Raw genomic sequence first — 19,365 nt, 5'->3', positions numbered from 1 at the left:
TTAGCCTTGAAAAACCCGTGCCGTCAGAATCCCTTAAGGCTCGCCGGGCGCGCTCAAGACGCCCGAACGTTTACGCCGGTACATGAGGACTTCTGGGATCAGAACTGCTGCACGAGATGTCGTATCTGACAGCCCAAACGCTACAATATGGCGTGACTCCCGCGCAAGAGTCCGCCGACTCGCTTCCACATGTTCCGTGGTGAAAAACCCGCAAAATCGGCACCGCAAGACTACGGAATCAGTGTTTCGCGAGGCTTTCCGGGCGGCATTGACACCCGTCTTGCCAGGCATAAGATAGTGACACGTGCCGCCCTTAAAAGGCGGCACGTTTCGTTTTCCGGGGCCGGTCGATGGTGCGTTGCCCAATGCATGTCTCACACGGTCCGCAACATTTAAGTGACGTCATGACTAACAGCGCAGCGCCGCATTTGCTCCCCGTTTTCGCCAGGGCCGACCTCGGTTTCGAGCGCGGCGAAGGCTGCTGGCTGATCGCGACCAATGGCGAGCGCTATCTCGATTTCACCTCGGGCGTGGCGGTGAATGCGCTCGGCCACGCCCATCCCGCGCTCGTCAAGGCGTTGCAGGAGCAGGCGACCAAGCTCTGGCACATGTCGAACCTGTTCCAGAGCCCTGACGGCGAGAAGCTCGCGAGCCGCCTCTGCAACGAGAGCTTCGCGGACTTCGTGTTCTTCTGCAATTCCGGCGCCGAGGCGCTGGAGGGCGTGATCAAGCTGGTGCGCCACCATCATTTCTCGAAGGGGCATCCGGAACGTTACCGCATGATCACCTTCGAGGGTGCCTTCCATGGCCGCACGCTGGCGACGCTCGCCGCCACCGGGTCTGCGAAATATCTCGAGGGCTTCGGTCCGCCGATGGACGGCTTCGATCAGGTGCCGCATGGCGACCTCGATGCCGTGAAGAAAGCGATCGGCCCGCACACCGCCGGCATTCTCATCGAGCCGATCCAGGGCGAGGGTGGCGTTCGTGCCGCACCTCACGCCTTCTTGAGGGCGCTGCGCGAACTCTGCAACGAGCGCGGCCTGTTGCTCGCCTTCGACGAGGTGCAGACCGGCATGGGCCGCACCGGCGAGCTCTTTGCCTACAAGCGCACCGGCGTCACACCGGACGTGATGTCGCTCGCCAAGGCGCTCGGCGGCGGCTTCCCGATCGGCGCGGTGCTGGCGACCGCGGACGCGGCAGAAGGCATGGGCCCTGGCTCGCACGGCTCGACCTTCGGCGGCAATCCGCTCGCGATCTCGGCCGCCAACGCTGTGCTCGACGTCATGCTCAAGCCCGGCTTCTTCGACCACGTGCAGAAGATGTCGCTGCTGCTCAAGCAGAAGCTCGCCTCGGTAATCGATCGTCATCCCGATGTCGTCAGCGAGGTGCGCGGCGAGGGCCTCCTGATCGGCATCAAGGCCGTGGTGCCCTCGGGCGATCTCGTCGCGGCGCTGCGCGCCGAAAAGCTGCTCACCGTCGGGGCCGGCGACAATGTCGTGCGCTTCCTGCCGCCTTTGATCGTCACCGAAGCGGAGATCGAGGACAGCGTCGGCCGGTTAGAGCGCGCCTGCACTGCGATCTCCTCCAGCCAGACCAAGCGGGCGGCAAGCTGATGAGCACGACGCCCAACAAAGCTCCCAAGCATTTCCTGGACATCAACGAGCTGCCGCTGTCGGAGCTCAAGAGCATGCTCGCCGCCTCTTCCGCCATGAAGGCGAAGCAGAAGGCGCAGCAGCCGGTCAGGCCGCTCGAAGGCAAGACGCTGGCGATGATCTTCGAGCGTCCCTCGACCCGCACCCGCGTCTCGTTCGACGTCGGCATGCGCCAGCTCGGCGGCGAGGCGATCATGCTCACCGGCGCCGAGATGCAGCTCGGCCGCGGCGAGACCATCGCCGACACCGCGCGGGTGCTGTCGCGCTATGTCGATGCCATCATGATCCGCATCCTCAATCACGATGCGCTGCTGGAGCTCGCGGCCAACGCCACCGTGCCCGTCATCAACGGCCTGACGCGGCGTTCGCATCCCTGCCAGGTGATGGCCGACCTCATGACCTATGAGGAGCATCGCGGCCCGATCGAGGGCAAGACGGTGGCCTGGACCGGCGACGACAACAACGTGCTGGCGTCCTGGGCCCATGCCGCCGAGCGCTTCAAATTCCAGCTCAATGTCGCAACGCCGCCGGAGCTCGCACCGAAAAAGGCCATGCGCGACTGGATCAAGGCGACGGGCGCGCCGATCGTGCTCGGCACCGATCCTGAGGCCGCCGTGCGCGGCGCCGATTGCGTCGTCACCGACACCTGGGTGTCGATGGGCGACAAGGAGGGCGAGCACCGCCACAATGTGCTGAAGCCCTACCAGGTCAACGGCAAGCTGATGTCGCTGGCCAAGGCGGACGCATTGTTCATGCATTGCCTGCCGGCCCATCGCGGCGAGGAAGTCACCGATGAGGTGATCGACGGCCCGCAATCCGTCGTGTTCGACGAGGCCGAAAACCGCCTGCACGCGCAGAAGGGCATTTTGGCCTGGTGCTTCGACGCGGTGAAGTAGCCGCGCTGGCGGCCCGGCTGCCGCGTCAAAACGACTGTCGTCCCGGACAAGCGCGCCACAAGTGCGCGCCGATCCGGGACGACCTCGATCTTGAGGTGGCTTCTCAGAACCCACCTGCATCCGGAACGCACCACCCAGCGCCCTTCCATTTCCGTCCACCGACCCCAGATAATGCGCCATGGTTTCCCAATCTCCTGACATGAAGACCGGGCCTGAAGGCCCGGTTCGCGCGCCATCATCGGTTCCGATCGATGACGCCGTGCTGCCTTACGAGGTTGACGCGCTCGACGTGCGCGGGCGCCTGGTGCGGCTTGGTCCTGCGCTCGACGACATCCTCACCAAGCACGATTATCCCGCAGCCGTGGGCAAGCTGCTCGGCGAGGCCATCGTGCTGACGACGCTGCTCGGCTCGGCCCTGAAATTCGAGGGCCGCTTCATTCTTCAGGCCCAGACCGACGGCCCGGTGTCGTTCCTGGTGGTCGACTACAAGGCCCCGGACCGCCTGCGTGCCTATGCGCGCTTCGACGCCGCGCGCCTGGGCACGGCGAAGGATTCCGGCACGCTGCTCGGCCGCGGCCATCTCGCCATGACCATCGACCAGGGCCCCGACATGAGCCGCTACCAGGGCCTGGTTGCGCTCGACGGCGGCAGCCTGGAAGACGCCGCCCACGAATATTTCCTGCGCTCCGAGCAGATCCCGACGCGCGTGCGCCTGGCGGTCGGCGAGGAGTGGCGCTCGAGCGACGGCGGCAAGCATCGCTGGCGCGCCGGCGGCATGCTGATGCAATTTCTGCCGAAGGCGCCGGAGCGCGCGCGGCAAGCGGACTTGCATCCCGGCGATGCGCCTGATGGTACCGAGGTGCACAGCATCACGGAAGACGATGCCTGGGTCGAGGCACGCTCGCTGATCGAGACGGTCGAAGACGTCGAGCTGATCGATCCCGAGCTCTCCGGCGAGCGGCTGCTCTACCGCCTCTTCCACGAGCGCGGCGTGCGCGTGTTCAATCCGCAGGCGCTCGAGGCGCGGTGCTCCTGCTCGCGCGATGCGGTGGCCGCCATGCTCAAGAGCTTCTCGCACGACGACCGCGCCGCCATGGTCAAGGACGACAAGGTCGTCGTCACCTGCGAGTTCTGCTCGTCGGTGTACCAGTTCACGCCGCACGAGGCGGGCGCCGAGGACGCGTAAGCCTATCCTTCGTCATTGCGAGCGCAGCGAAGCAATCCAGAGTCTCTCCGCGGTGGCAGTCTGGATTGCTTCGCTGCGCTCGCGATGACGATGTGGAGGAAGCGGGCCAAGATCTCCGACATTGTAGGGTGGGTAAAGCGAAGCGTGCCCACCATTCGTCGCCGAATTCGGAAGGGATCGTGGGCACGGCGCTTTGCGCCTTTGCCCACCCTACGACCCGCGCCCGGCTCCGCTAATTCAACACCCGCTTGCTGTCGGGGCTGTCCAGCGAAAACGTCGGCACGTCGATCTCGAAGCGCTCGCCGGTTTCGCTGACCATCTGGTAGCGGCCGGTCATGAAGCCCGAGGCGGTCGCGAGCGGCACGCCGGAGGTGTATTCGAAGCGCTCGCCGGGGGCCAGGATCGGCTGCTCGCCGACCACGCCTTCGCCCTTCACCTCCTGCTGGCGGCCGGAGGCATCGGTGATGATCCAGTGCCGCGTCTTGAGCTGCACGGTCTCCTCGCCCGAATTGGTGATGACGATGGTGTAGGACCAGAAGAAGCGCGAGCGGTCGGCCGACGATTGCTCCGGAACAAAGTTCGGCTCGACGGTCACTTCGATCTGGCGGGTCACGGCGCGGTACATGGCTGTCATCATACCGAATCCGCCCCGGGAACCAAACCCCCGCGGGCGCCTTGGCGACATCGTCCCGCCAGAATTGGCGGGAAAGCACACCGCCGAGGGAGACACCCTGATGTGATCCGGCCGCTTTGCGAGACGACGGCCGGACCATTACACTGCTTCGACGTCGCGATTTGCGGAAGGGTTTCCAGGCCCGATGACCATTGCCGACCAAGTGACGGGATCGACCATCGCAGGAACCGCGGACGCCAAGCCCGCAGGGGCGAAGGCGCGCGCCGCAGCGCCAGCCATCACGCTGCCCGCTATCGGCGAGCGCGAGCTCCGGCTCGATCTGTTCCGCGGGCTCGCGCTGTGGCTGATCTTCATCGACCATCTGCCGCCCAGCCTGCTGACCTGGTTCACGATCCGCAATTACGGCCTCAGCGACGCCACCGAGATCTTCATCTTCATCTCCGGCTACACCGCGGCCTTCGTCTATGGCCGGGCGATGCTGGAGAGCGGCGTCCTCATCGCCACCGCGCGCATCCTGCGCCGGGTCTGGCAGATCTACGTCGCCCACGTCTTCCTGTTCACGATCTTCCTCGCCGAGATCTCCTATGTCGCGACCAGGTTCGAGAACCCGCTCTACACCGAAGAGATGGGCATCATGGACTTCCTCAAGCAGCCCGACGTCACCATCGTGCAGGCGCTGCTGCTGCGCTTCCGTCCCGTCAACATGGACGTGCTGCCGCTCTACATCGTGCTGATGCTGGCGCTGCCGCTGATCCTGTGGTCGATGAAATGGCGGCCGGACGTCACGCTCGGGCTGTCGGTCCTGCTCTATGCGGTGACCTGGGAGTACGACCTTTACCTCTCGGCCTATCCGAACGGCTTCTGGGCCTTCAATCCTTTTGCCTGGCAATTGCTGTTCGTGTTCGGTGCCTGGTGCGCGCTCGGAGGTGCGCGTCGCATGTCGGGCGTCCTGGCCTCGCCGGTGACGATGTGGATCTCGATCGCCTATCTCGTCGCGGCGTTCTACGTGACCCTGACCTGGTACGTGCCCCAGCTCTCCCAGTTCATGCCGAAGCGGATCGAGCAATGGATGTATCCGATCGACAAGACCGACCTCGACGTGCTGCGCTTCGCGCACTTCCTGGCGCTGGCGGCGCTGACCGTGCGCTTCCTGCCCCGCGATTGGCCGGGCTTGAAATCGCGCTGGCTACGACCATTAATTCTATGTGGTCAGCATTCGCTCGAGATCTTCTGCCTCGGCGTCTTCCTGGCCTTTGCCGGCCATTTCGTCCTCGCCGAAATCTCCGGCGGGCCGGTGATGCATGCGTTGATTAGCCTCTCCGGAATCCTGATCATGTGGGGGGTGGCCTGGGTCATTTCGTGGTACAAGCGTGTGGCTGACAAGAGCGGTGCGAAAACCAAAAACGCCGTCGGCAACGCCGATCTGGCGGGAGGGGGCTGATGAAGGCGAAGGTTCTCCTGAGCCTGGTCCTGCTATGCGGTAGCCTCGCCGCGCCCACGGCGCGCGCGGGCGATACCGCGCCTGCCGCATCGCCCGCGGCCTGCGAATTGCCGTCCTATCTGCTGACCAGCGAAAGCCAGCTGCCCAAGGTGGCCGATGCGGTCAAGGCCGGTAAGCCGCTCGATATCCTCGTCATCGGCAGCCGCTCGACCACGATTCCGTCGTCGGAGAGCAGCTCCTATCCGGCGCGCATGGAGGCGATCCTCAAGGAGAGGCTGCCGCCCTCCGAGGCGGTGCACGTCTCCGTAGAAATACAGAGCAAGAAAACGGCAGAGGAGACCGCGTCCACCTTCGTTAAGCTGATGGAAGCAAAAACGCCTACTTTGGTCATCTGGCAGACCGGGACCGTGGATGCTATCCGATCCATCGATCCCGACGAATTTCGTGGCGCGGTGACCGATGGGGTTGTTGCGCTGCAAAAGGCAGGGGCGGACGTCGTCTTGATGAATTTGCAGTACAGCCCGCGCACCGAGACCATGATCTCGGCGCAGCCCTTTCTCGATAATATGCGCGTCGTGGCGCAGGAGCACGACATCCCGCTGTTCGATCGTTTCGCGATCATGCGGCAGTGGAATGAACAGGGCCAGTTCGACCTGTTCAACCCGTCGCGCGGGCCTGAGCTGGCGAAGCAGGTCCATGATTGCCTTGGCCGGGCGTTGGCACAGTTCGTGATCGGTGCTGCTCATCTGGAGCCGGCCCAGCAGCAAAATTGAGGTCTAGCGTTAATGAGTTCTCTCCGCCCTTTTTGCCTGACGTCATGGCTGGCCGCGCCTGCAGCAGCAATGCTGTTGTTGCTGACGCCCGCCTCGCATGCGCAGACGCCGGCCGCACAGCCGGCGACCCCCGCACCCGCCCAGTCGCCTGATCCAGCGCCCCCTGCGCCGTCCCAGACCACCGTCGCCGCGAGGTCGCCCGAGCAGCGCGGCGTCACCTCGCGCGCCATCGACAAGGTGAAGGAGGTCGCCAAGTCCGCCGCCGACATCTTCAGCCGCGTGCCCTGCTTGCCGCCCAAGGACGCGAACAAGGGCGGCTCCAAGGCGATGGGCTCGCTGCCCCATGTCGCAAGCAAGCTTGCCGCCGGCCGGCCCGTCGTCATCGTCGCGTTCGGCTCGTCCTCGACTGCGGGCTTCGGCGCGAGCTCGCCGGAGTTCAACTACCCCAACCGGCTCGCCGCGCAGCTGCGCCGGCACTATCCGACCGCCGACATCACCGTCGTCAATGCCGGCGTCGGCGGCGAGGATGCGCCCGAGATGATGAAGCGCCTGCAGACGCAGGTCATCGACGTGCATCCGGATCTCGTGATCTGGCAGGTCGGCACCAATGCCGTGCTGCGCAACCTCGATCCTGCCGATACGGCCAAGCTGGTCGAGGACGGCATCAGCCGCATTCAGGCCGCCGGCGGCACCGACATCGTGCTGGTCGATCCGCAATATTCGCCGGCCGTCAACCAGCGCAAGGAAAGCGCCGGCAAGATGATCAAGCTGCTCGGCAACGTCGCCGAGCTCCGCAAGGTCGGCATCTTCCCCCGTTTCGAGGTGATGCGCGACTGGCACGAGAACCAGTCGATCCCGGTCGAGAGCTTCGTCATCGCCGACGGCCTGCACATGAACGATTGGGGCTATGCCTGCTTCGCCCAGCTGCTCGGCGACGACATCATCCGCTCCGTCGGCCAGCTCAAGCTCGGCGTGAACGTGCCGGCAGACGTGAGAACCTATCGGCCGATGTAGGTCTGCTTCACCCTCCCCTGGAGGGGGAGGGGACGAGCGTAGCTCGCCCGTGGTCGATCGCGCGCAGCGCGAGCGGGGTGGGGTGATCTATCCACTCGGGCAGTGTTGGATGTGGAGAGACTGTCACCCCACCCCGTCTCACATTTCGCTACGCTCAATGTGAGCCGACCCTCCCCCTCCAGGGGAGGGTAAGAGCCTCACGCCTTCTCCAGCGCCGCGGTGAGATCCTCGATCAGGTCATCCGCGTGCTCCAGCCCCGCCGAGAAGCGGATGAAGCCTTCGCTGATGCCGAGCGCGGCGCGGTCTTCCGGCTTGAGGCGCTGATGCGTCGTGGTCGCCGGATGCGTGACGAGGCTCTTGGCGTCGCCGAGATTGTTCGAGATCTTGGCAAGCTTCAACTCGTTGAGCACGCGGAACGCCGCCGCCTTGCCGCCCTTCACCTCGAAGCCGACCAGCGTCGAGCCGCCGCGCATCTGCTTCTTCACCAGCGACGCCTGCGGATGATCGGCGCGGCCCGGATAGACCAGCCGCGAGATCTTGGGATGGCTCGCCAGCACCTCGGCGATGCGTCCGGCCGTCTCGGTCTGCGCGCGCACGCGCACGCCCAGCGTCTCCAGGCCCTTGAGCAGGACCCAGGCATTGAACGGCGAGATCGACGGGCCGGTCTGGCGCATGAAATTGTGGATGTGCTCGGCAATGAAGGCTTCCGAGGACAGGATGATGCCGCCGAGACAGCGGCCCTGGCCGTCGATGTGCTTGGTCGCGGAATAGACGACGACGTCGGCGCCGAGCGCGAGCGGGCTCTGCCAGATCGGCGTCGCAAACACGTTGTCGACGACGAGCCGCGCGCCGCCCTTGTGCGCGATCTCGGCAATCGAGGGGATGTCGAGCACATCCAGCGTCGGGTTGGTCGGGCTCTCCAGGAAGAACGTCTTGGTGTTGGGTCTCAGTGCGCGCTGCCACTGGTCGAGATCGAGCCCGTCGACCAGCGTGGTCTCGATGCCGTAGCGCGGCAACAGGTCCTGGATGACGTAGAGGCACGAGCCGAACAGCGCGCGGGAGGCGACCACGTGATCGCCGGCCTTGAGCGGCGCCAGGATCGCGGTCGTCACCGCCGCCATGCCGGTTGCCGCCGAGCGCGCGGCCTCGGCGCCTTCGAGCTCGATCATGCGGCGCTCGAACATCGCAATGGTCGGGTTGGAATAGCGCGAATAGATGAAGCCGGGATCCTCGCCCTTGAAGCGTGCCTCGCACTCCTCCGCGCTGGCGTAGACATAGCCTTGCGTCAGGAACAGCGCCTCCGAGGTCTCGCCATATTGCGAGCGCAGGGTGCCGGAATGGACCAAGCGGGTTTCGGGGCGGTAGTTGGCGGTCGACTTCGACATAGGTACCTCCGACATGACCGCTTCACGCGAAAACGGTCACAAAAAAACCGGCCTGGACATGTCCACGGGCCGGGATCTCAGAGGTCCCCGGCCTGTTTAGCGACTTATTTAACGTGGCTGCAAGCCGGCCGGCTCAAATCACCACGGGATAAGTGATGCTCATATTCCGCAATGCCCTTTCCGTCAAGGCGTCCATCGGATAGCCGTAAAAGACCTGTATTTCCGGCATGTCCGGATGCGTTTGACCCTTGATGAGGACTCCCGGTTGACGTTCACGGTCGCCGCCGACGCCAATGGCATCCTGCCCGACCGCATAATCGCGGCGATGGCGGAAGCGGGCCTCATCCTGCCCGCCTACGACTTCGTCGAGAGCCAGATCCAGCCGGCGAGCCTCGATCTGCGCCTTGGCGACATCGCCTATCGCGTCCGCGCCAGCTTCCTCCCCGGGCCCGGCGCTACCGTGGCCGAGCGCATCGACGAGTTGAAGCTGCACGAGTTCAGCCTCGCCGACGGCGCCGTGCTGGAGACCAATTGCGTCTACATCGTGCCGCTGCTGGAGAGCCTGGCGCTGCCGCCGGAGATCGTCGCGGCCGCCAATCCGAAGAGCTCGACCGGCCGGCTCGACGTCTTCACCCGCGTGATCGCCGACGGCACCCGTCGCTTCGACATGATCGGCGCCGGCTATCACGGCCCGCTCTATGCCGAGATCAGCCCGAAGACGTTTCCGGTGCTGGTGCGCGAGGGCTCGCGTCTCAGCCAAATGCGCTTCCGCACCGGCGATGCCATCCTCAATGCCGACGAGCTCGATGCGCTGCATGCGAGCGAGCGTCTCGTCGACATCGACGATGCCGACCTCTCGGGCGGCGTTGCCGTCTCGGTCGATCTCTCGGGCGAGAAGGCGAGCGGCTTCGTCGGCTACCGCGCCAAGCGCCACACCGGCGTCGTCGATGTCGACCGCCGCGCCGGCTACGCGGTGGAGGATTTCTGGGAGCCGATCTCGGCGCGTCCCGACGGCAGCCTGATTCTCGATCCCGGCGAGTTCTACATCCTGGCGTCGAAGGAAGCCGTGCAAGTGCCGCCCGATTACGCCGCGGAGATGGTGCCGTTCGATCCGCTGGTCGGCGAATTCCGTGTGCATTATGCCGGATTCTTCGATCCCGGCTTCGGCTATGCCGGCGCCGGCGGGTTGGGCTCGCGCGCGGTGCTGGAAGTGCGCTCGCGCGAAGTGCCGTTCATCCTCGAACACGGCCAGATCGTCGGCCGCCTCGTCTACGAGAAGATGCTGGCCCGTCCCGACGCGATGTACGGCCAGCGCATCGGTTCGAATTACCAGGCGCAGGGCCTGAAGCTGAGCAAGCATTTCCGGGTGTAGAGCCAGGCTACGCCGCGGCCTCTCGATTCAAGCATGACCGTCTCGGAGTACTGGATCGCCCGCCCCAGTGCGCAATGGCGCACAAGGCGGGCGATGACACAGAGATCGCGTCCGGTTGCGTCCTCCGATCCGCGATGACACACTCCCGCAAAACAACAAGCCGGGAGCGAACATGACCGCCGCATCAGACGCCGCGCAGGAAGCGCAATGGAAGCGCTGGCGCGCGATCGCCGATCTCTATCACGCCTGTTTCACCGGGCTGATCCTCACCGTCGTCACGCGCCGCGGCACGGCGGATGCCGCCGAATTCGTCTTCCGCGTGTTCCGTCGCCAGCAGCAGGAGCGCTTCCTGCCGGGGCTCAAAAAGCTCGGGATCGACCATCTGCCGCCGGCGGTCGCGGCCGCGCAATATCACTATCTCTCCAACTGGATCGGCGGCGTGCATGTCGAATACATGTACGAGAGCGACACCAAGGCCTGGATCCGCTATCCGCCGCCGCGCTGGATCTGGAAGGGCACCGCGATCTGCGGCGTGCCGGGCGAAGTCTCCCGCGCCATGCTGCGCGGCTGGCACGCCAACAACGGCGTTGCGCTCGGCGATCTCAGGCTCGGCTTCGTCTGCACCAAGCAGAGCGTCGACGGCCAGGACGGGCTCGAAGGCTATTACCATTTGTACGACCATCCGCTCGAGCTCGACCAGCGCCTCGTGTTCGCGCGCCACCTCGAAGCACCTTTGTTCGATGCGAAGACGGCACCCGCATTGCCGGTCGCAAGCTGGCCAAAACCGCGGCTGGAAAAAGCCTATCGCAACTACGCGATGGAATATGTCCGCACCGCTGCGCCCGTGATGGTGCAGCTGTTCGGCCCGGAGGATGCCGGCTATCTGCTGCACCTCACCGGCAAGCTGATCGGCATGCAATATTTCGATGAGGTCGCCGCGGCGCTGGCGACGACCCGCGGCGGCGCGCCAGAATTCGCATCGTTCCTGAACGCGCTGCTCGCCGCGCAGGATGATGCGGCCGAGACGATGCAATCGGAAAGCACCTTCGAGATCCGCCAGCGGAGCTGGAAGCTGATGGACGACGTCGCCGACTATCACCGCGCCTGCGCCAGGCTGCTTGAGGGATTGTTCGCAGGTCTCGCCGCAGGCTGCGGCCGCCAGATCGGCGTGCAGATGCGCACCGCGGTAGGCGGTCGCCCGCCGCTGGTCTGGACGATCGAGTAATTCCACCTGTTGAAATGCGTTGCCGCAGGGCACGCCTGCATCGGGCGCAGTCAGAATCGGAGCACGCCGTGCTAACACGCCTCAGCCGCGCCATTCGCGCGAACGAAGCCATTGGCGCACCAAGAGATTGGGCACACCAAGCGATTGCTGCGCCGCAAATGGCGCCTGCGCCCGGGAGAGGACATGTCCGACATCGCCGAAATCCCGGTCGATGAGCAAGAGCGCCCGCTGCCGCCGCCTCCGCCGCCGATCAGAAGTGCCCTGACCGATGGGCCGATCCTGCGCACGCTGCTCTCGCTCGCCTGGCCGAACGCGATCGGTCTGTCGGCCGGCATTTGCGTCGTCATCGCCGAGACCTCCTATGTCGGCCGGCTCGGCGTCGAGGCGCTGGCGGCGATGGCGCTGGTGTTTCCGACGATCATTCTGACCATGACGATGTCCGGCGGCGCCATGGGCGGCGCGGTGGCCTCGGCGATCGCGCGTGCGCTCGGCGCCGGGAACCGCGAGCGTGCCGGCGCATTGGCCGTGCACGCGATGCTGATCGGCATCAGCTTCGGCCTCGTCTTCACGCTGGGCATGCTGATCTTCGGGCCGAGATTGCTCGAGATGCTCGGCGGCCGCGGCGACGTGCTGATGCATGCGATCGCCTACACGCAGGTGTTCTTCGGCGGCGCCGTGCTGCCCTGGCTGCTCAACACCATGGCGGGCATCTTGCGCGGCACCGGCAACATGAAGCTGCCGTCGTTCCTGATCCTCAACTCCGCGGCCTGGCAGATCGTGCTCGGCGGCACGCTCGGCCTCGGGCTCGGGCCGGTGCCGCAACTCGGCATGCGCGGCGTCGCCGCCGGCGCGCTGATCGCCTACACCATGAACATCGGCATCATGGCCTGGTACCTGTTCTCCGGCCGTGCGCGGATCACATTGAAGCTGCGCGGCCTGCGCATCCAATGGGCGATGTTCTTCGACATTCTGAAGGTCGGCGCCATCGCCTGCTTCTCGCCGCTGCAATCGGTGCTGACGATCTCGATCTTCACGCATATGCTGGCGCAGTTCGGCACCGCGATCCTCGCCGGCTACGGCGTCGGCGCGCGGCTCGAATTCCTGCTGACCTCGATCGCGTTCTCGTTCGGCATCGCCTGCGTGCCGATGGTCGGCATGGCGATCGGCGCCGGCCGCATCGCGCGCGCCCGGCGCATCGCCTGGACCGCCAGCGTGGCCGCTTTCGTGGCGGTCGGCGCACCGGCGTGTCTCGTCGCGATCTTCCCCGATCTCTGGGTCAACATGTTCACCGACAGCGCGGAGGTGCGCGCGGCGAGCCATCAATATCTCTCGACCGTTGGGCCGTTCTACGCCTTCTTCGGCCTAGCGACGACGATGTATTTCTCCTCGCAAGGCGCCGCGAAGGTGATCGGCCCGGTGCTGGCGCAGACGGCGCGGCTGATCTACATCGCCGGAATCGGCTGGTGGCTGTCGACGCACGGCGCCAGCGCGCAGAGCTTCTTCTGGCTCGCCGCGAGCTCGATGGTCGTGCTTGGCCTGCTGTCGTGCTCCAGCGTCGTGCTGACACGCTGGGGACCGCGCGAGACGAAGCCTGCGATCAGGCCGGCGCTTTCGGCGGCCGACTAGCGACGCTTGTGGCGGCGGTGGCCGCCGCCGCCCGTATTGGCGAGCCGCATCAATTGCGGAATCATCGCCATCATGTCGCTGCCGCCGCTGCCGCCGAGCATGCCCATGATGTCGCCGCCGCCCATGCTGCCGATCCCGACCGGCATGGTGCCGCCGCCCATCGGCGTGTAGCCGCCATAGCTCGGTGCTCCGAATCCGCCGCCGAAACTGCCGCCGCCCATCATGCCACCGAGCCCGCCGCCACCGTTCTCCATCATGCGGCTCATCATCGGGCCCATGGTCTGCATCAGCATGGCGAAGCGGCGCTTGCCCATCTTCGCCTTCATCATCTCCAGCATCGGCGCCATCTGGGTCATCATGTCCTCGCCGCCGGCACCGCCGCCGCCGAGGAATTGCGCTTTTGCCGGCACGCTCGAGATTGAAAACAGCAGCAGCACCGCGGCCGCCTGGCAGATCACCTTGTCCGCACCTCTCATGGCATGCTCCTCGCGTGCGTGGCGCCGCCGGGAGAGCGGAGCCGACCGGACGCACGAGGGGCATAGTTACGGCCGGCGAGGACGCGCTTCTGTGAGAAAACTCACAGTGAATGATCAGGCCGAAGCGGGCGGAAACGCCTTGTGCATGGCGGCGACCGCCTCCTTGGTTTGCCCCTGAACGTAAGGCGCGAGCTCGTTCGGCAGCATGTCGATGATCCAGACAAGGCGGCAGCTCGCCTCGCCCTCGGCAACGACCTGCACCGAGGCGCTGTAATGCCTCAGCCGCTCGTTGCTGATGGCGTAGACCAGGCGCCGCCGCGCATCGTCGCAATCGACCAGCACTTCCCGCGCCATCGAGCCGTTGGCAAAGGTGACGATGCGCGCATCGCCGTCGAGCGAGCACGCCGTGACGAAGCCCGGCACCAGCCGCCGATGCAGCGCGCCGAAATCATGCACCGCGTCCCAGACATCGCGCGCGGAGGCGGGGAGGGAGATGTCGTTGTGGATGGAGGCCATGGTCTCTCCTATCAGGTGGAATCCGTAGGGTGGGCGAAGGCGCGCTCTTCGCGCGCCGTGCCCACCATTCATCGGCGTTGTCGCGAGCAGTTGGTGGGCACGCTACGCTTTGCCCACCCTACAAGTGCTCGTGCGCGGCGGCGCTTCACACGCAGACCGCCTCGACGTTGTTGCCGTCAGGATCGATCAGGAACGCCGCGTAATAGGTCGGGCTGTAATCCCTGCGCGGGCCCGCGCCGCCATTGTCGCGGCCGCCGCACTTGAGGCCTTCGCTGTGAAATGCCTTGACCGCATCATGATCCCCGGCGCGGAAGGCGATATGGACGCCGTCGGCCTTGCGGCCCTTGTTCAGGTGCAGCCACAGCGCCGGCTCGCCCTTCGGCCCGAAACCGGCATAACCGTCGCCGCTCGAGCACAGGACAAAGCCGAGTGGCGCCAGCACCGCGCTGTAGAAGCGCGTGGCAGCGTCGAGGTCGGCAACGCGCAATCCGATGTGGTCGTACATGTTCGTCTCCATTGCGGAAAAGCGTGCCGCGAAGGGCACGCGCCGGAGACGACCCTAGTCAGTTGAGGGCAAGCTGCTCTTGGAGAATCTTGCGCTCCCCCTTCGACGCCTGCCGGAACTTGGTCGGCGACATGCCGGCGGCGCGATGGAAGGTGCGGACGAAATTGGAGAGATCGCCGAAGCCGACGTCATAGGCGATGTCGGTGACGGCGATGTCGTCGTCAGCGAGCAGCCGTGCCGCGTGGCGCAGCCGCGAGCGCACGAGATATTGATGCGGGGTGACGCCGAGCACGGCCGAGAACAGCCGCAGGAAATGAAACGGGCTGAGGCCCGCCTGCTTTGCCGCCTGCTCGAGGTCGAGCTCGGCATGCGAGTTGTCGTCGATCCACAGCGCGGCCTCCACCGCGCGGCGGCGGTCGCGTGCGGTGGGCGTGGCCGGCTTGCGCGCTTTGCCCGAGACGGCCTCGACAAAACGGCCGGCCAGGATCTGGCCGATCTCGTCGAGGCCGAGATCGCTGTTGCCATCTGCTGCCGTCTGGGCCAGCTCGCCCAGCACCATCAGCTCGGGCAGCGGCGGCGTCGCGCCGATCTGCCAGACCTCGCGCCGCCCGCCGAGGGCGTCGACCAGATCCTCGCTGAAAAAGAAGCCGAGGCAGACGTCGCCGGAGACGTGCTCATGCGTGCAGGTGTATTCCTCGCCCGGGGCGCCGATCAGCATCGAGCCCGCCACCAGATCGAAAAAGCCGGCGCGGCAATGACAGCCGAAGCTGCCGGAGCGCACATAGGCGATGGAATGACCGGTGCGGCATTCCGCAAACGGCCTATCGTCCGGTCCCGCATCGCAGCGAAACTCGGAAGCCGTGATCGATGGCGTCGTCAGCAGCGTGGTGGCGTGCATGCCGCCTTATCTAGGTGGAGGGTCTCGGCGGGGCAACCGGCAGCAGCACCTCGAACAACGTCTTGCTGGCGATGGGATGGGCGCCTTCCAGCGCCAGCAGCCGCCGCTTGGAGATCACGCCGCCGTAAGGAGAGAGGCGGTCGGTGTAATTTCCGGCCTCCAGCACCCGGTGGCAGGGCACGATCAGCATGAACGGATTCTTCGCAATCGCCTGCGACACGGAATAGGACGCGCCGGAGGCGCCCAGCGCCCGGGCGACCTCGTGATAGGTGCGCGTCTCCCCGCGCGGAATGCTGCAGGCGTATTCGTAGACGCGCCGGTCGAAGCCGGGCACGCCGCCGGCATCCAGGCTGACCTCGGAGAAATCGGGATCGTGGCCTTGCAGCAGGCCCGTGATGCCCTCGATCGCAAGCTCGGCGTTCTCGGACGGGCGTTGCTCCCGCGCTTCGGGATGGACCTGGAAAATCCGGCGTCGGGTGTCGATCTCCCGCGCCTCCGGTAATTGCACGGCGACCACACCGGTGCCGCTCCAGATGATGCCGCAACGGCCGATGGCCGTGTCGAATATCGCGTAAGCCCGCCCCACCATGCACACGCCCCACTCAGTGCACGTTTCTCCCCGGAGCAGCGATCATAACACCGCCACAATCCGGCGCACCTGGAATCTTATCGGGCCGTTAACAACCGCCCGGCCGGTCGCGCCAAACCGCTTGGCGGCAGGCGCCGTCTCGGCTAATCAGGAGGGGCGTAAGCCGCGCATCCGCGGGCGTAGTTCAATGGTAGAACGGCAGCTTCCCAAGCTGCATACGAGGGTTCGATTCCCTTCGCCCGCTCCAAGCTCCTCAAATCCCGAGAAAAATGAGAGAGGCCGCAGGTCCCAGCAGTCCTATTGCGGCGCGTCCGTTCCGGGCTCTGATTTTTTCCGCGCGAGCCGCTCGTTCCATTCGTGCCTTTCATCCGATTTCTTACTTGCGGTCGCATTCCACTCCATGAACGTCTCGCTGGGAGTAAAATCCTTGGCTGCGGCGCTGCGTGCCGCAGTTATGGCCGCGCGCGCACCCTGGGCCAGTGAGCTGCATTGCTGGTCGATTGGACCGTTGCCAACCATTGGCTTGAGAAGCTGGACCGAGGCTTTGATTCTCGAATTGATTGTCTGGATCATGTCCCGCGCGAGATCGTAGCAATTCATGGATTCAAGTTCGAAGGCTTTGCTGCATTCATCGATTTTGCGCTGTCGCAGGCTCATGATGCGCAAGAATCCTGCTGACCGGCGTCGCCATGCATCGGACGAATCGCAGCCCGTCAGCTGGACGAGATTCATGAGCTGGAAACCTCCCAGTTCGAAGGTGCGTTGAACGTACTGAGCTATGTCCGTGGGAGAGGCGTCCTTGGTGACGCGCTGAGCCAGCGCTTGAACTTCCTCAAACGGCCAAGGCGCCAGGGATTTATCGATGGCATCCAGCAATCGAAGAAAATCGCCGAGTGCGTCAGGGAAGCCTTTGAGCGATCGATCCAGCGCCTTTTTCCTTCGCTCACGGTCGCGAAAGCTGGTTTCCTTCTTGCTGGCCTTGATCGCGTGATGCGCGTGCTCGCAGATCAAGTTCGCGCTGTGCTCCAGCAATTGACAGATGTGAGTATCGGTCGTCACAATCAAGTCGAGAATGGCCGCCTTGTCGTCGCCCACGACATCGAATAGCTTTGTGTAGGAAACGCCGAAATCGGAAAGCACTAGGTAGAAGTCAGTGAACGCGGCAGCGTTGTTGCGCCCTCTCTCGAGAATGGAGAGTTGCGTGAGCGGCCAGTTGTGAGGGGGGACTTCGATCGAAATCTCACTGAAGCCATTGGCTTTCAGCAAATCGTACAACTCACCGACGTAGATTTGCTCCGGGTAAGTAGCCCAGCACTCGGCGGGGACTACGTCAAGCTCCAGTAGAACCTTCTTAACGAAGACCGAGCAGAAAGAGGCGCCGAGTTCCGGCTTTTGCTTGAGTACGCGAACGAGTCCGCGGAAATCGTAGCTTTCCCCTGCGAAGTAGAACGCTGCGTCGCGGATCAACTCCTGTGTTCCCGGACTGAGGTCACGTCTCAATACCACGTAGTCATCCAGCGCGAGATCGACCAATTGTTCACGTGCGCTGCTCCCCTTCACGCCCGCCATTGTGGCATCGGCGATCTCGAACGGGGAGACGAACATGGCCGCGTGGATGAACTGGTAGGATGGCACGCGGGCCAACCATTGACCGCCGATGATAATGCTGTGCCTCAGCTTGTGTTGCGACGACTTCCTGAAGAAAATGATGTCGCCCGCTTGAGGTAACGAGAGAGCCATATGCGCGCTCCGCCGCGTTGATAACTCTAATTCTGTACAATACAGCCCTATCGGGTGTCGAAGCAACGTAGCTACCTCAGGACGTTAGCTTCCGTTTCCCTCGCTCGTGCGTCCGGGCCGAACAGCGTTATGGTCTCGCGCAACTGCGGCACCTGCCCCGTATTAGGCAATATATCGTCTGTCGGCCGTGGTGACCTGCGGCTTCGCCAAGATTCTAATATATTGGCCGCTCGCTTCGGCACGCGCGCCTCGCCAGCCTTAAGCTCCTTCATGTCCCGGCGGGTGCGTCCTTGCGCCGGGCAATGTTTGGATGAACGCCAGGACCTGCAAAGAGATGGACCAGCAGAAACTCGATCGCGCCATCGGTCGGCGCCTGAAGACGCTGCGGACGCAGGCCGGCATGACGTTGAACGAGCTCGCAGGCCGCTCGGGCGTCAGCCGGGCCATGATCGGGCGGGTGGAGCGGGCGCAGAGCAGTGCGACGGCGGCGCTGCTCAACAAGCTTTGCGCGGCGCTCGACGTCACGCTCAGCGATGTCGTCGCGCTCGCCGAGAAGCCGCCGGAGCGCCTGGTGCGGCTTGCCGACCAGCCGCTCTGGCGCGATCCCGACAGCGGCTATCGCCGGCGGCACGCCTCGCCGCCGGATGCGGCCAGCGGCATCGAGATCATCGTCGTCGACCTTCCGGCCGGCGCGCGCGTCTCCTACAGCCCATGGGGCCGCAACGCCTTCACCCAGCAGCTGCTGATGCTGGAGGGCGCCATCGCCGTGCATATCGATGCCAAGGCGGTGCGGCTGCGCGAGGGCGATTGCCTGGATTTCGACGTGATGCGCGCCGTGATCTTCGAGAACGAAACCAGGCAGGACGCGCGCTACGTCATCATCACGCGCCGTGGCGCGTCCTACGGCAAGATGTGAGGGCAAAGCGTGGAGACGAGCACGATGCAGATCCGGACCGGCGACACCTATGACCCCCGCGTCGTCGCGCTGCTCGATCATCACGTCACGGCCGCGCGGGCGCAGACGGCGCCTGGCAGCGCCCATGCGCTCGATCTCGCGGGCCTGCGCGCACCCGACGTCGCATTCTGGACCGGTTGGGACGGCGAGACGCTGGTCGCCACCGGCGCGTTGAAGACGCTTTCGCCTGAACACGGCGAGGTCAAGTCGATGCACACGCTGCAGACCGCGCGCCGGCGCGGCTATGGCGGCCAGATGCTGCGCCACATCATCGCCGAGGCCCGTGCGCGCGGCCTGAGGCGGCTCAGCCTCGAGACCGGCTCGTGGGACTATTTCAAGCCGGCGCACGCACTCTATCTGGCGCACGGTTTCGTCGCCTGTAGCCCGTTCGAGGGTTATGTCGAGGATCGCAACAGCCTGTTCCTGACGCTCGACCTGTCGGCGCCGGCGCGCCGATAGCCCAGGAGTGTCTCGATCTGTCG

At 65.1% G+C, this 19,365-nt stretch carries 19 protein-coding genes, 1 tRNA gene and 1 riboswitch; of the genes, 12 read left to right on the top strand and 8 right to left on the bottom strand.

What is annotated here, in order from left to right:
• The first annotated feature begins 404 nt into the window (after positions 1-404).
• The 3 genes from AC24YW_RS09925 to AC24YW_RS09915 all read left to right on the top strand — a co-directional run bounded on the left by AC24YW_RS09925 (position 405) and on the right by AC24YW_RS09915 (position 3,734).
• Positions 405-1,613: an acetylornithine transaminase gene (locus AC24YW_RS09925; protein WP_487482538.1), complete on the top strand. Its 1,209-nt coding sequence runs from the start codon at positions 405-407 to the stop codon at positions 1,611-1,613.
• Positions 1,613-2,548, top strand: coding sequence for an ornithine carbamoyltransferase (argF, locus tag AC24YW_RS09920; RefSeq protein WP_487482537.1), 936 nt, complete (start codon positions 1,613-1,615; stop codon positions 2,546-2,548). The genes AC24YW_RS09925 and argF overlap by 1 nt, the downstream gene beginning before the upstream one ends.
• Before the next feature lie 178 nt (positions 2,549-2,726).
• A complete protein-coding gene (locus tag AC24YW_RS09915; RefSeq protein WP_487482536.1) occupies positions 2,727-3,734 on the top strand; it encodes an Hsp33 family molecular chaperone in 1,008 nt (335 codons plus the stop codon).
• A 232-nt stretch (positions 3,735-3,966) separates the two neighbouring features.
• On the opposite strand, the gene apaG is transcribed toward AC24YW_RS09915, so the two are convergent.
• Entirely contained in the window at positions 3,967-4,359 is a 393-nt protein-coding gene (gene apaG, locus AC24YW_RS09910) for a Co2+/Mg2+ efflux protein ApaG (RefSeq protein WP_487482605.1), read from the bottom strand.
• Positions 4,360-4,552: 193 nt separating this feature from the next.
• On the opposite strand from apaG, the gene AC24YW_RS09905 reads away from it, so the two are divergent.
• The 3 genes from AC24YW_RS09905 to AC24YW_RS09895 are packed head-to-tail and all read left to right on the top strand — an operon-like array spanning position 4,553 to position 7,596.
• Positions 4,553-5,809, top strand: a complete 1,257-nt coding sequence (locus tag AC24YW_RS09905) for an OpgC domain-containing protein (RefSeq protein WP_487482535.1) — start codon at positions 4,553-4,555, stop codon at positions 5,807-5,809.
• A complete protein-coding gene (locus tag AC24YW_RS09900; RefSeq protein WP_487482534.1) occupies positions 5,809-6,582 on the top strand; it encodes an SGNH/GDSL hydrolase family protein in 774 nt (257 codons plus the stop codon). The genes AC24YW_RS09905 and AC24YW_RS09900 overlap by 1 nt, the downstream gene beginning before the upstream one ends.
• Before the next feature lie 12 nt (positions 6,583-6,594).
• Positions 6,595-7,596 (top strand): SGNH/GDSL hydrolase family protein, encoded by a 1,002-nt coding sequence (locus tag AC24YW_RS09895; RefSeq protein WP_487482533.1) that lies wholly within the window; start codon positions 6,595-6,597, stop codon positions 7,594-7,596.
• 197 nt (positions 7,597-7,793) lie between these two features.
• Here AC24YW_RS09895 and AC24YW_RS09890 read toward each other — a convergent pair whose 3' ends face one another.
• On the bottom strand, positions 7,794-8,981 hold the full coding sequence (locus AC24YW_RS09890; protein WP_487482532.1) for an O-succinylhomoserine sulfhydrylase: 1,188 nt from the start codon (positions 8,979-8,981) through the stop codon (positions 7,794-7,796).
• Between the two features lie 75 nt (positions 8,982-9,056).
• Positions 9,057-9,136, bottom strand: a riboswitch (SAM riboswitch).
• 80 nt (positions 9,137-9,216) lie between these two features.
• Here AC24YW_RS09890 and AC24YW_RS09885 point away from each other — a divergent pair.
• The 3 genes from AC24YW_RS09885 to AC24YW_RS09875 all read left to right on the top strand — a co-directional run bounded on the left by AC24YW_RS09885 (position 9,217) and on the right by AC24YW_RS09875 (position 13,204).
• Positions 9,217-10,353 carry a 2'-deoxycytidine 5'-triphosphate deaminase gene (locus AC24YW_RS09885; RefSeq protein WP_487482531.1) on the top strand — a complete coding sequence of 379 codons (1,137 nt, stop codon included), beginning with the start codon at positions 9,217-9,219 and terminating at the stop codon, positions 10,351-10,353.
• Positions 10,354-10,525: 172 nt separating this feature from the next.
• Positions 10,526-11,578 (top strand): hypothetical protein, encoded by a 1,053-nt coding sequence (locus AC24YW_RS09880; protein ID WP_487482530.1) that lies wholly within the window; start codon positions 10,526-10,528, stop codon positions 11,576-11,578.
• 183 nt (positions 11,579-11,761) lie between these two features.
• The gene (locus tag AC24YW_RS09875; protein ID WP_487482529.1) at positions 11,762-13,204 is read left to right on the top strand and encodes an MATE family efflux transporter; all 1,443 of its coding nucleotides are present in this window, start codon (positions 11,762-11,764) and stop codon (positions 13,202-13,204) included.
• Here the strand turns inward: AC24YW_RS09875 and AC24YW_RS09870 are convergent.
• From AC24YW_RS09870 to AC24YW_RS09850, 5 genes are all read right to left on the bottom strand, one after another.
• The gene (locus AC24YW_RS09870; protein WP_487482528.1) at positions 13,201-13,680 is read right to left on the bottom strand and encodes a hypothetical protein; all 480 of its coding nucleotides are present in this window, start codon (positions 13,678-13,680) and stop codon (positions 13,201-13,203) included. The genes AC24YW_RS09875 and AC24YW_RS09870 overlap by 4 nt on opposite strands.
• A gap of 114 nt (positions 13,681-13,794) precedes the next feature.
• Positions 13,795-14,196, bottom strand: coding sequence for an SRPBCC family protein (locus AC24YW_RS09865; RefSeq protein WP_487482527.1), 402 nt, complete (start codon positions 14,194-14,196; stop codon positions 13,795-13,797).
• A gap of 145 nt (positions 14,197-14,341) precedes the next feature.
• Positions 14,342-14,701, bottom strand: coding sequence for a VOC family protein (locus AC24YW_RS09860; RefSeq protein ID WP_487482526.1), 360 nt, complete (start codon positions 14,699-14,701; stop codon positions 14,342-14,344).
• A gap of 58 nt (positions 14,702-14,759) precedes the next feature.
• Complete coding sequence (locus tag AC24YW_RS09855) at positions 14,760-15,599, bottom strand: helix-turn-helix domain-containing protein (RefSeq protein ID WP_487482525.1); 840 nt, start codon at positions 15,597-15,599, stop codon at positions 14,760-14,762.
• A 10-nt stretch (positions 15,600-15,609) separates the two neighbouring features.
• Positions 15,610-16,188 (bottom strand): methylated-DNA--[protein]-cysteine S-methyltransferase, encoded by a 579-nt coding sequence (locus AC24YW_RS09850; protein WP_487482524.1) that lies wholly within the window; start codon positions 16,186-16,188, stop codon positions 15,610-15,612.
• A 173-nt stretch (positions 16,189-16,361) separates the two neighbouring features.
• Here AC24YW_RS09850 and AC24YW_RS09845 point away from each other — a divergent pair.
• A tRNA-Gly gene (locus AC24YW_RS09845) sits at positions 16,362-16,435 on the top strand.
• Positions 16,436-16,485: 50 nt separating this feature from the next.
• Here AC24YW_RS09845 and AC24YW_RS09840 read toward each other — a convergent pair.
• Positions 16,486-17,928 (bottom strand): hypothetical protein, encoded by a 1,443-nt coding sequence (locus AC24YW_RS09840; RefSeq protein ID WP_487482523.1) that lies wholly within the window; start codon positions 17,926-17,928, stop codon positions 16,486-16,488.
• 334 nt (positions 17,929-18,262) lie between these two features.
• Between AC24YW_RS09840 and AC24YW_RS09835 the strand changes: the two genes are divergently transcribed.
• Positions 18,263-18,844: a helix-turn-helix domain-containing protein gene (locus AC24YW_RS09835; RefSeq protein WP_197949170.1), complete on the top strand. Its 582-nt coding sequence runs from the start codon at positions 18,263-18,265 to the stop codon at positions 18,842-18,844.
• A gap of 24 nt (positions 18,845-18,868) precedes the next feature.
• Complete coding sequence (locus AC24YW_RS09830) at positions 18,869-19,342, top strand: GNAT family N-acetyltransferase (RefSeq protein WP_487482522.1); 474 nt, start codon at positions 18,869-18,871, stop codon at positions 19,340-19,342.
• Positions 19,343-19,365: the final 23 nt, after the last annotated feature.

The sequence above is a fragment of the Bradyrhizobium sp. USDA3516 genome, from assembly GCF_057651995.1.
Note: the sequence above shows the minus strand (reverse complement) of the source record. Positions and strands in the feature narration are given on the sequence as shown.

Excerpts from the sequence above, each read along its gene's own strand:
- AC24YW_RS09925 (WP_487482538.1), top strand. The coding sequence starts at position 405 with ATGACTAACAGCGCAGCGCCGCATTTGCTCCCCGTTTTCGCCAGGGCC.
- argF (WP_487482537.1), top strand. The coding sequence starts at position 1,613 with ATGAGCACGACGCCCAACAAAGCTCCCAAGCATTTCCTGGACATCAAC.
- AC24YW_RS09915 (WP_487482536.1), top strand. The coding sequence starts at position 2,727 with ATGGTTTCCCAATCTCCTGACATGAAGACCGGGCCTGAAGGCCCGGTT.
- apaG (WP_487482605.1), bottom strand. The coding sequence starts at position 4,359 with ATGTACCGCGCCGTGACCCGCCAGATCGAAGTGACCGTCGAGCCGAAC.
- AC24YW_RS09905 (WP_487482535.1), top strand. The coding sequence starts at position 4,553 with ATGACCATTGCCGACCAAGTGACGGGATCGACCATCGCAGGAACCGCG.
- AC24YW_RS09900 (WP_487482534.1), top strand. The coding sequence starts at position 5,809 with ATGAAGGCGAAGGTTCTCCTGAGCCTGGTCCTGCTATGCGGTAGCCTC.
- AC24YW_RS09895 (WP_487482533.1), top strand. The coding sequence starts at position 6,595 with ATGAGTTCTCTCCGCCCTTTTTGCCTGACGTCATGGCTGGCCGCGCCT.
- AC24YW_RS09890 (WP_487482532.1), bottom strand. The coding sequence starts at position 8,981 with ATGTCGAAGTCGACCGCCAACTACCGCCCCGAAACCCGCTTGGTCCAT.
- AC24YW_RS09885 (WP_487482531.1), top strand. The coding sequence starts at position 9,217 with ATGCGTTTGACCCTTGATGAGGACTCCCGGTTGACGTTCACGGTCGCC.
- AC24YW_RS09880 (WP_487482530.1), top strand. The coding sequence starts at position 10,526 with ATGACCGCCGCATCAGACGCCGCGCAGGAAGCGCAATGGAAGCGCTGG.
- AC24YW_RS09875 (WP_487482529.1), top strand. The coding sequence starts at position 11,762 with ATGTCCGACATCGCCGAAATCCCGGTCGATGAGCAAGAGCGCCCGCTG.
- AC24YW_RS09870 (WP_487482528.1), bottom strand. The coding sequence starts at position 13,680 with ATGAGAGGTGCGGACAAGGTGATCTGCCAGGCGGCCGCGGTGCTGCTG.
- AC24YW_RS09865 (WP_487482527.1), bottom strand. The coding sequence starts at position 14,196 with ATGGCCTCCATCCACAACGACATCTCCCTCCCCGCCTCCGCGCGCGAT.
- AC24YW_RS09860 (WP_487482526.1), bottom strand. The coding sequence starts at position 14,701 with ATGTACGACCACATCGGATTGCGCGTTGCCGACCTCGACGCTGCCACG.
- AC24YW_RS09855 (WP_487482525.1), bottom strand. The coding sequence starts at position 15,599 with ATGCACGCCACCACGCTGCTGACGACGCCATCGATCACGGCTTCCGAG.
- AC24YW_RS09850 (WP_487482524.1), bottom strand. The coding sequence starts at position 16,188 with ATGGTGGGGCGGGCTTACGCGATATTCGACACGGCCATCGGCCGTTGC.
- AC24YW_RS09840 (WP_487482523.1), bottom strand. The coding sequence starts at position 17,928 with ATGGCTCTCTCGTTACCTCAAGCGGGCGACATCATTTTCTTCAGGAAG.
- AC24YW_RS09835 (WP_197949170.1), top strand. The coding sequence starts at position 18,263 with ATGGACCAGCAGAAACTCGATCGCGCCATCGGTCGGCGCCTGAAGACG.
- AC24YW_RS09830 (WP_487482522.1), top strand. The coding sequence starts at position 18,869 with ATGCAGATCCGGACCGGCGACACCTATGACCCCCGCGTCGTCGCGCTG.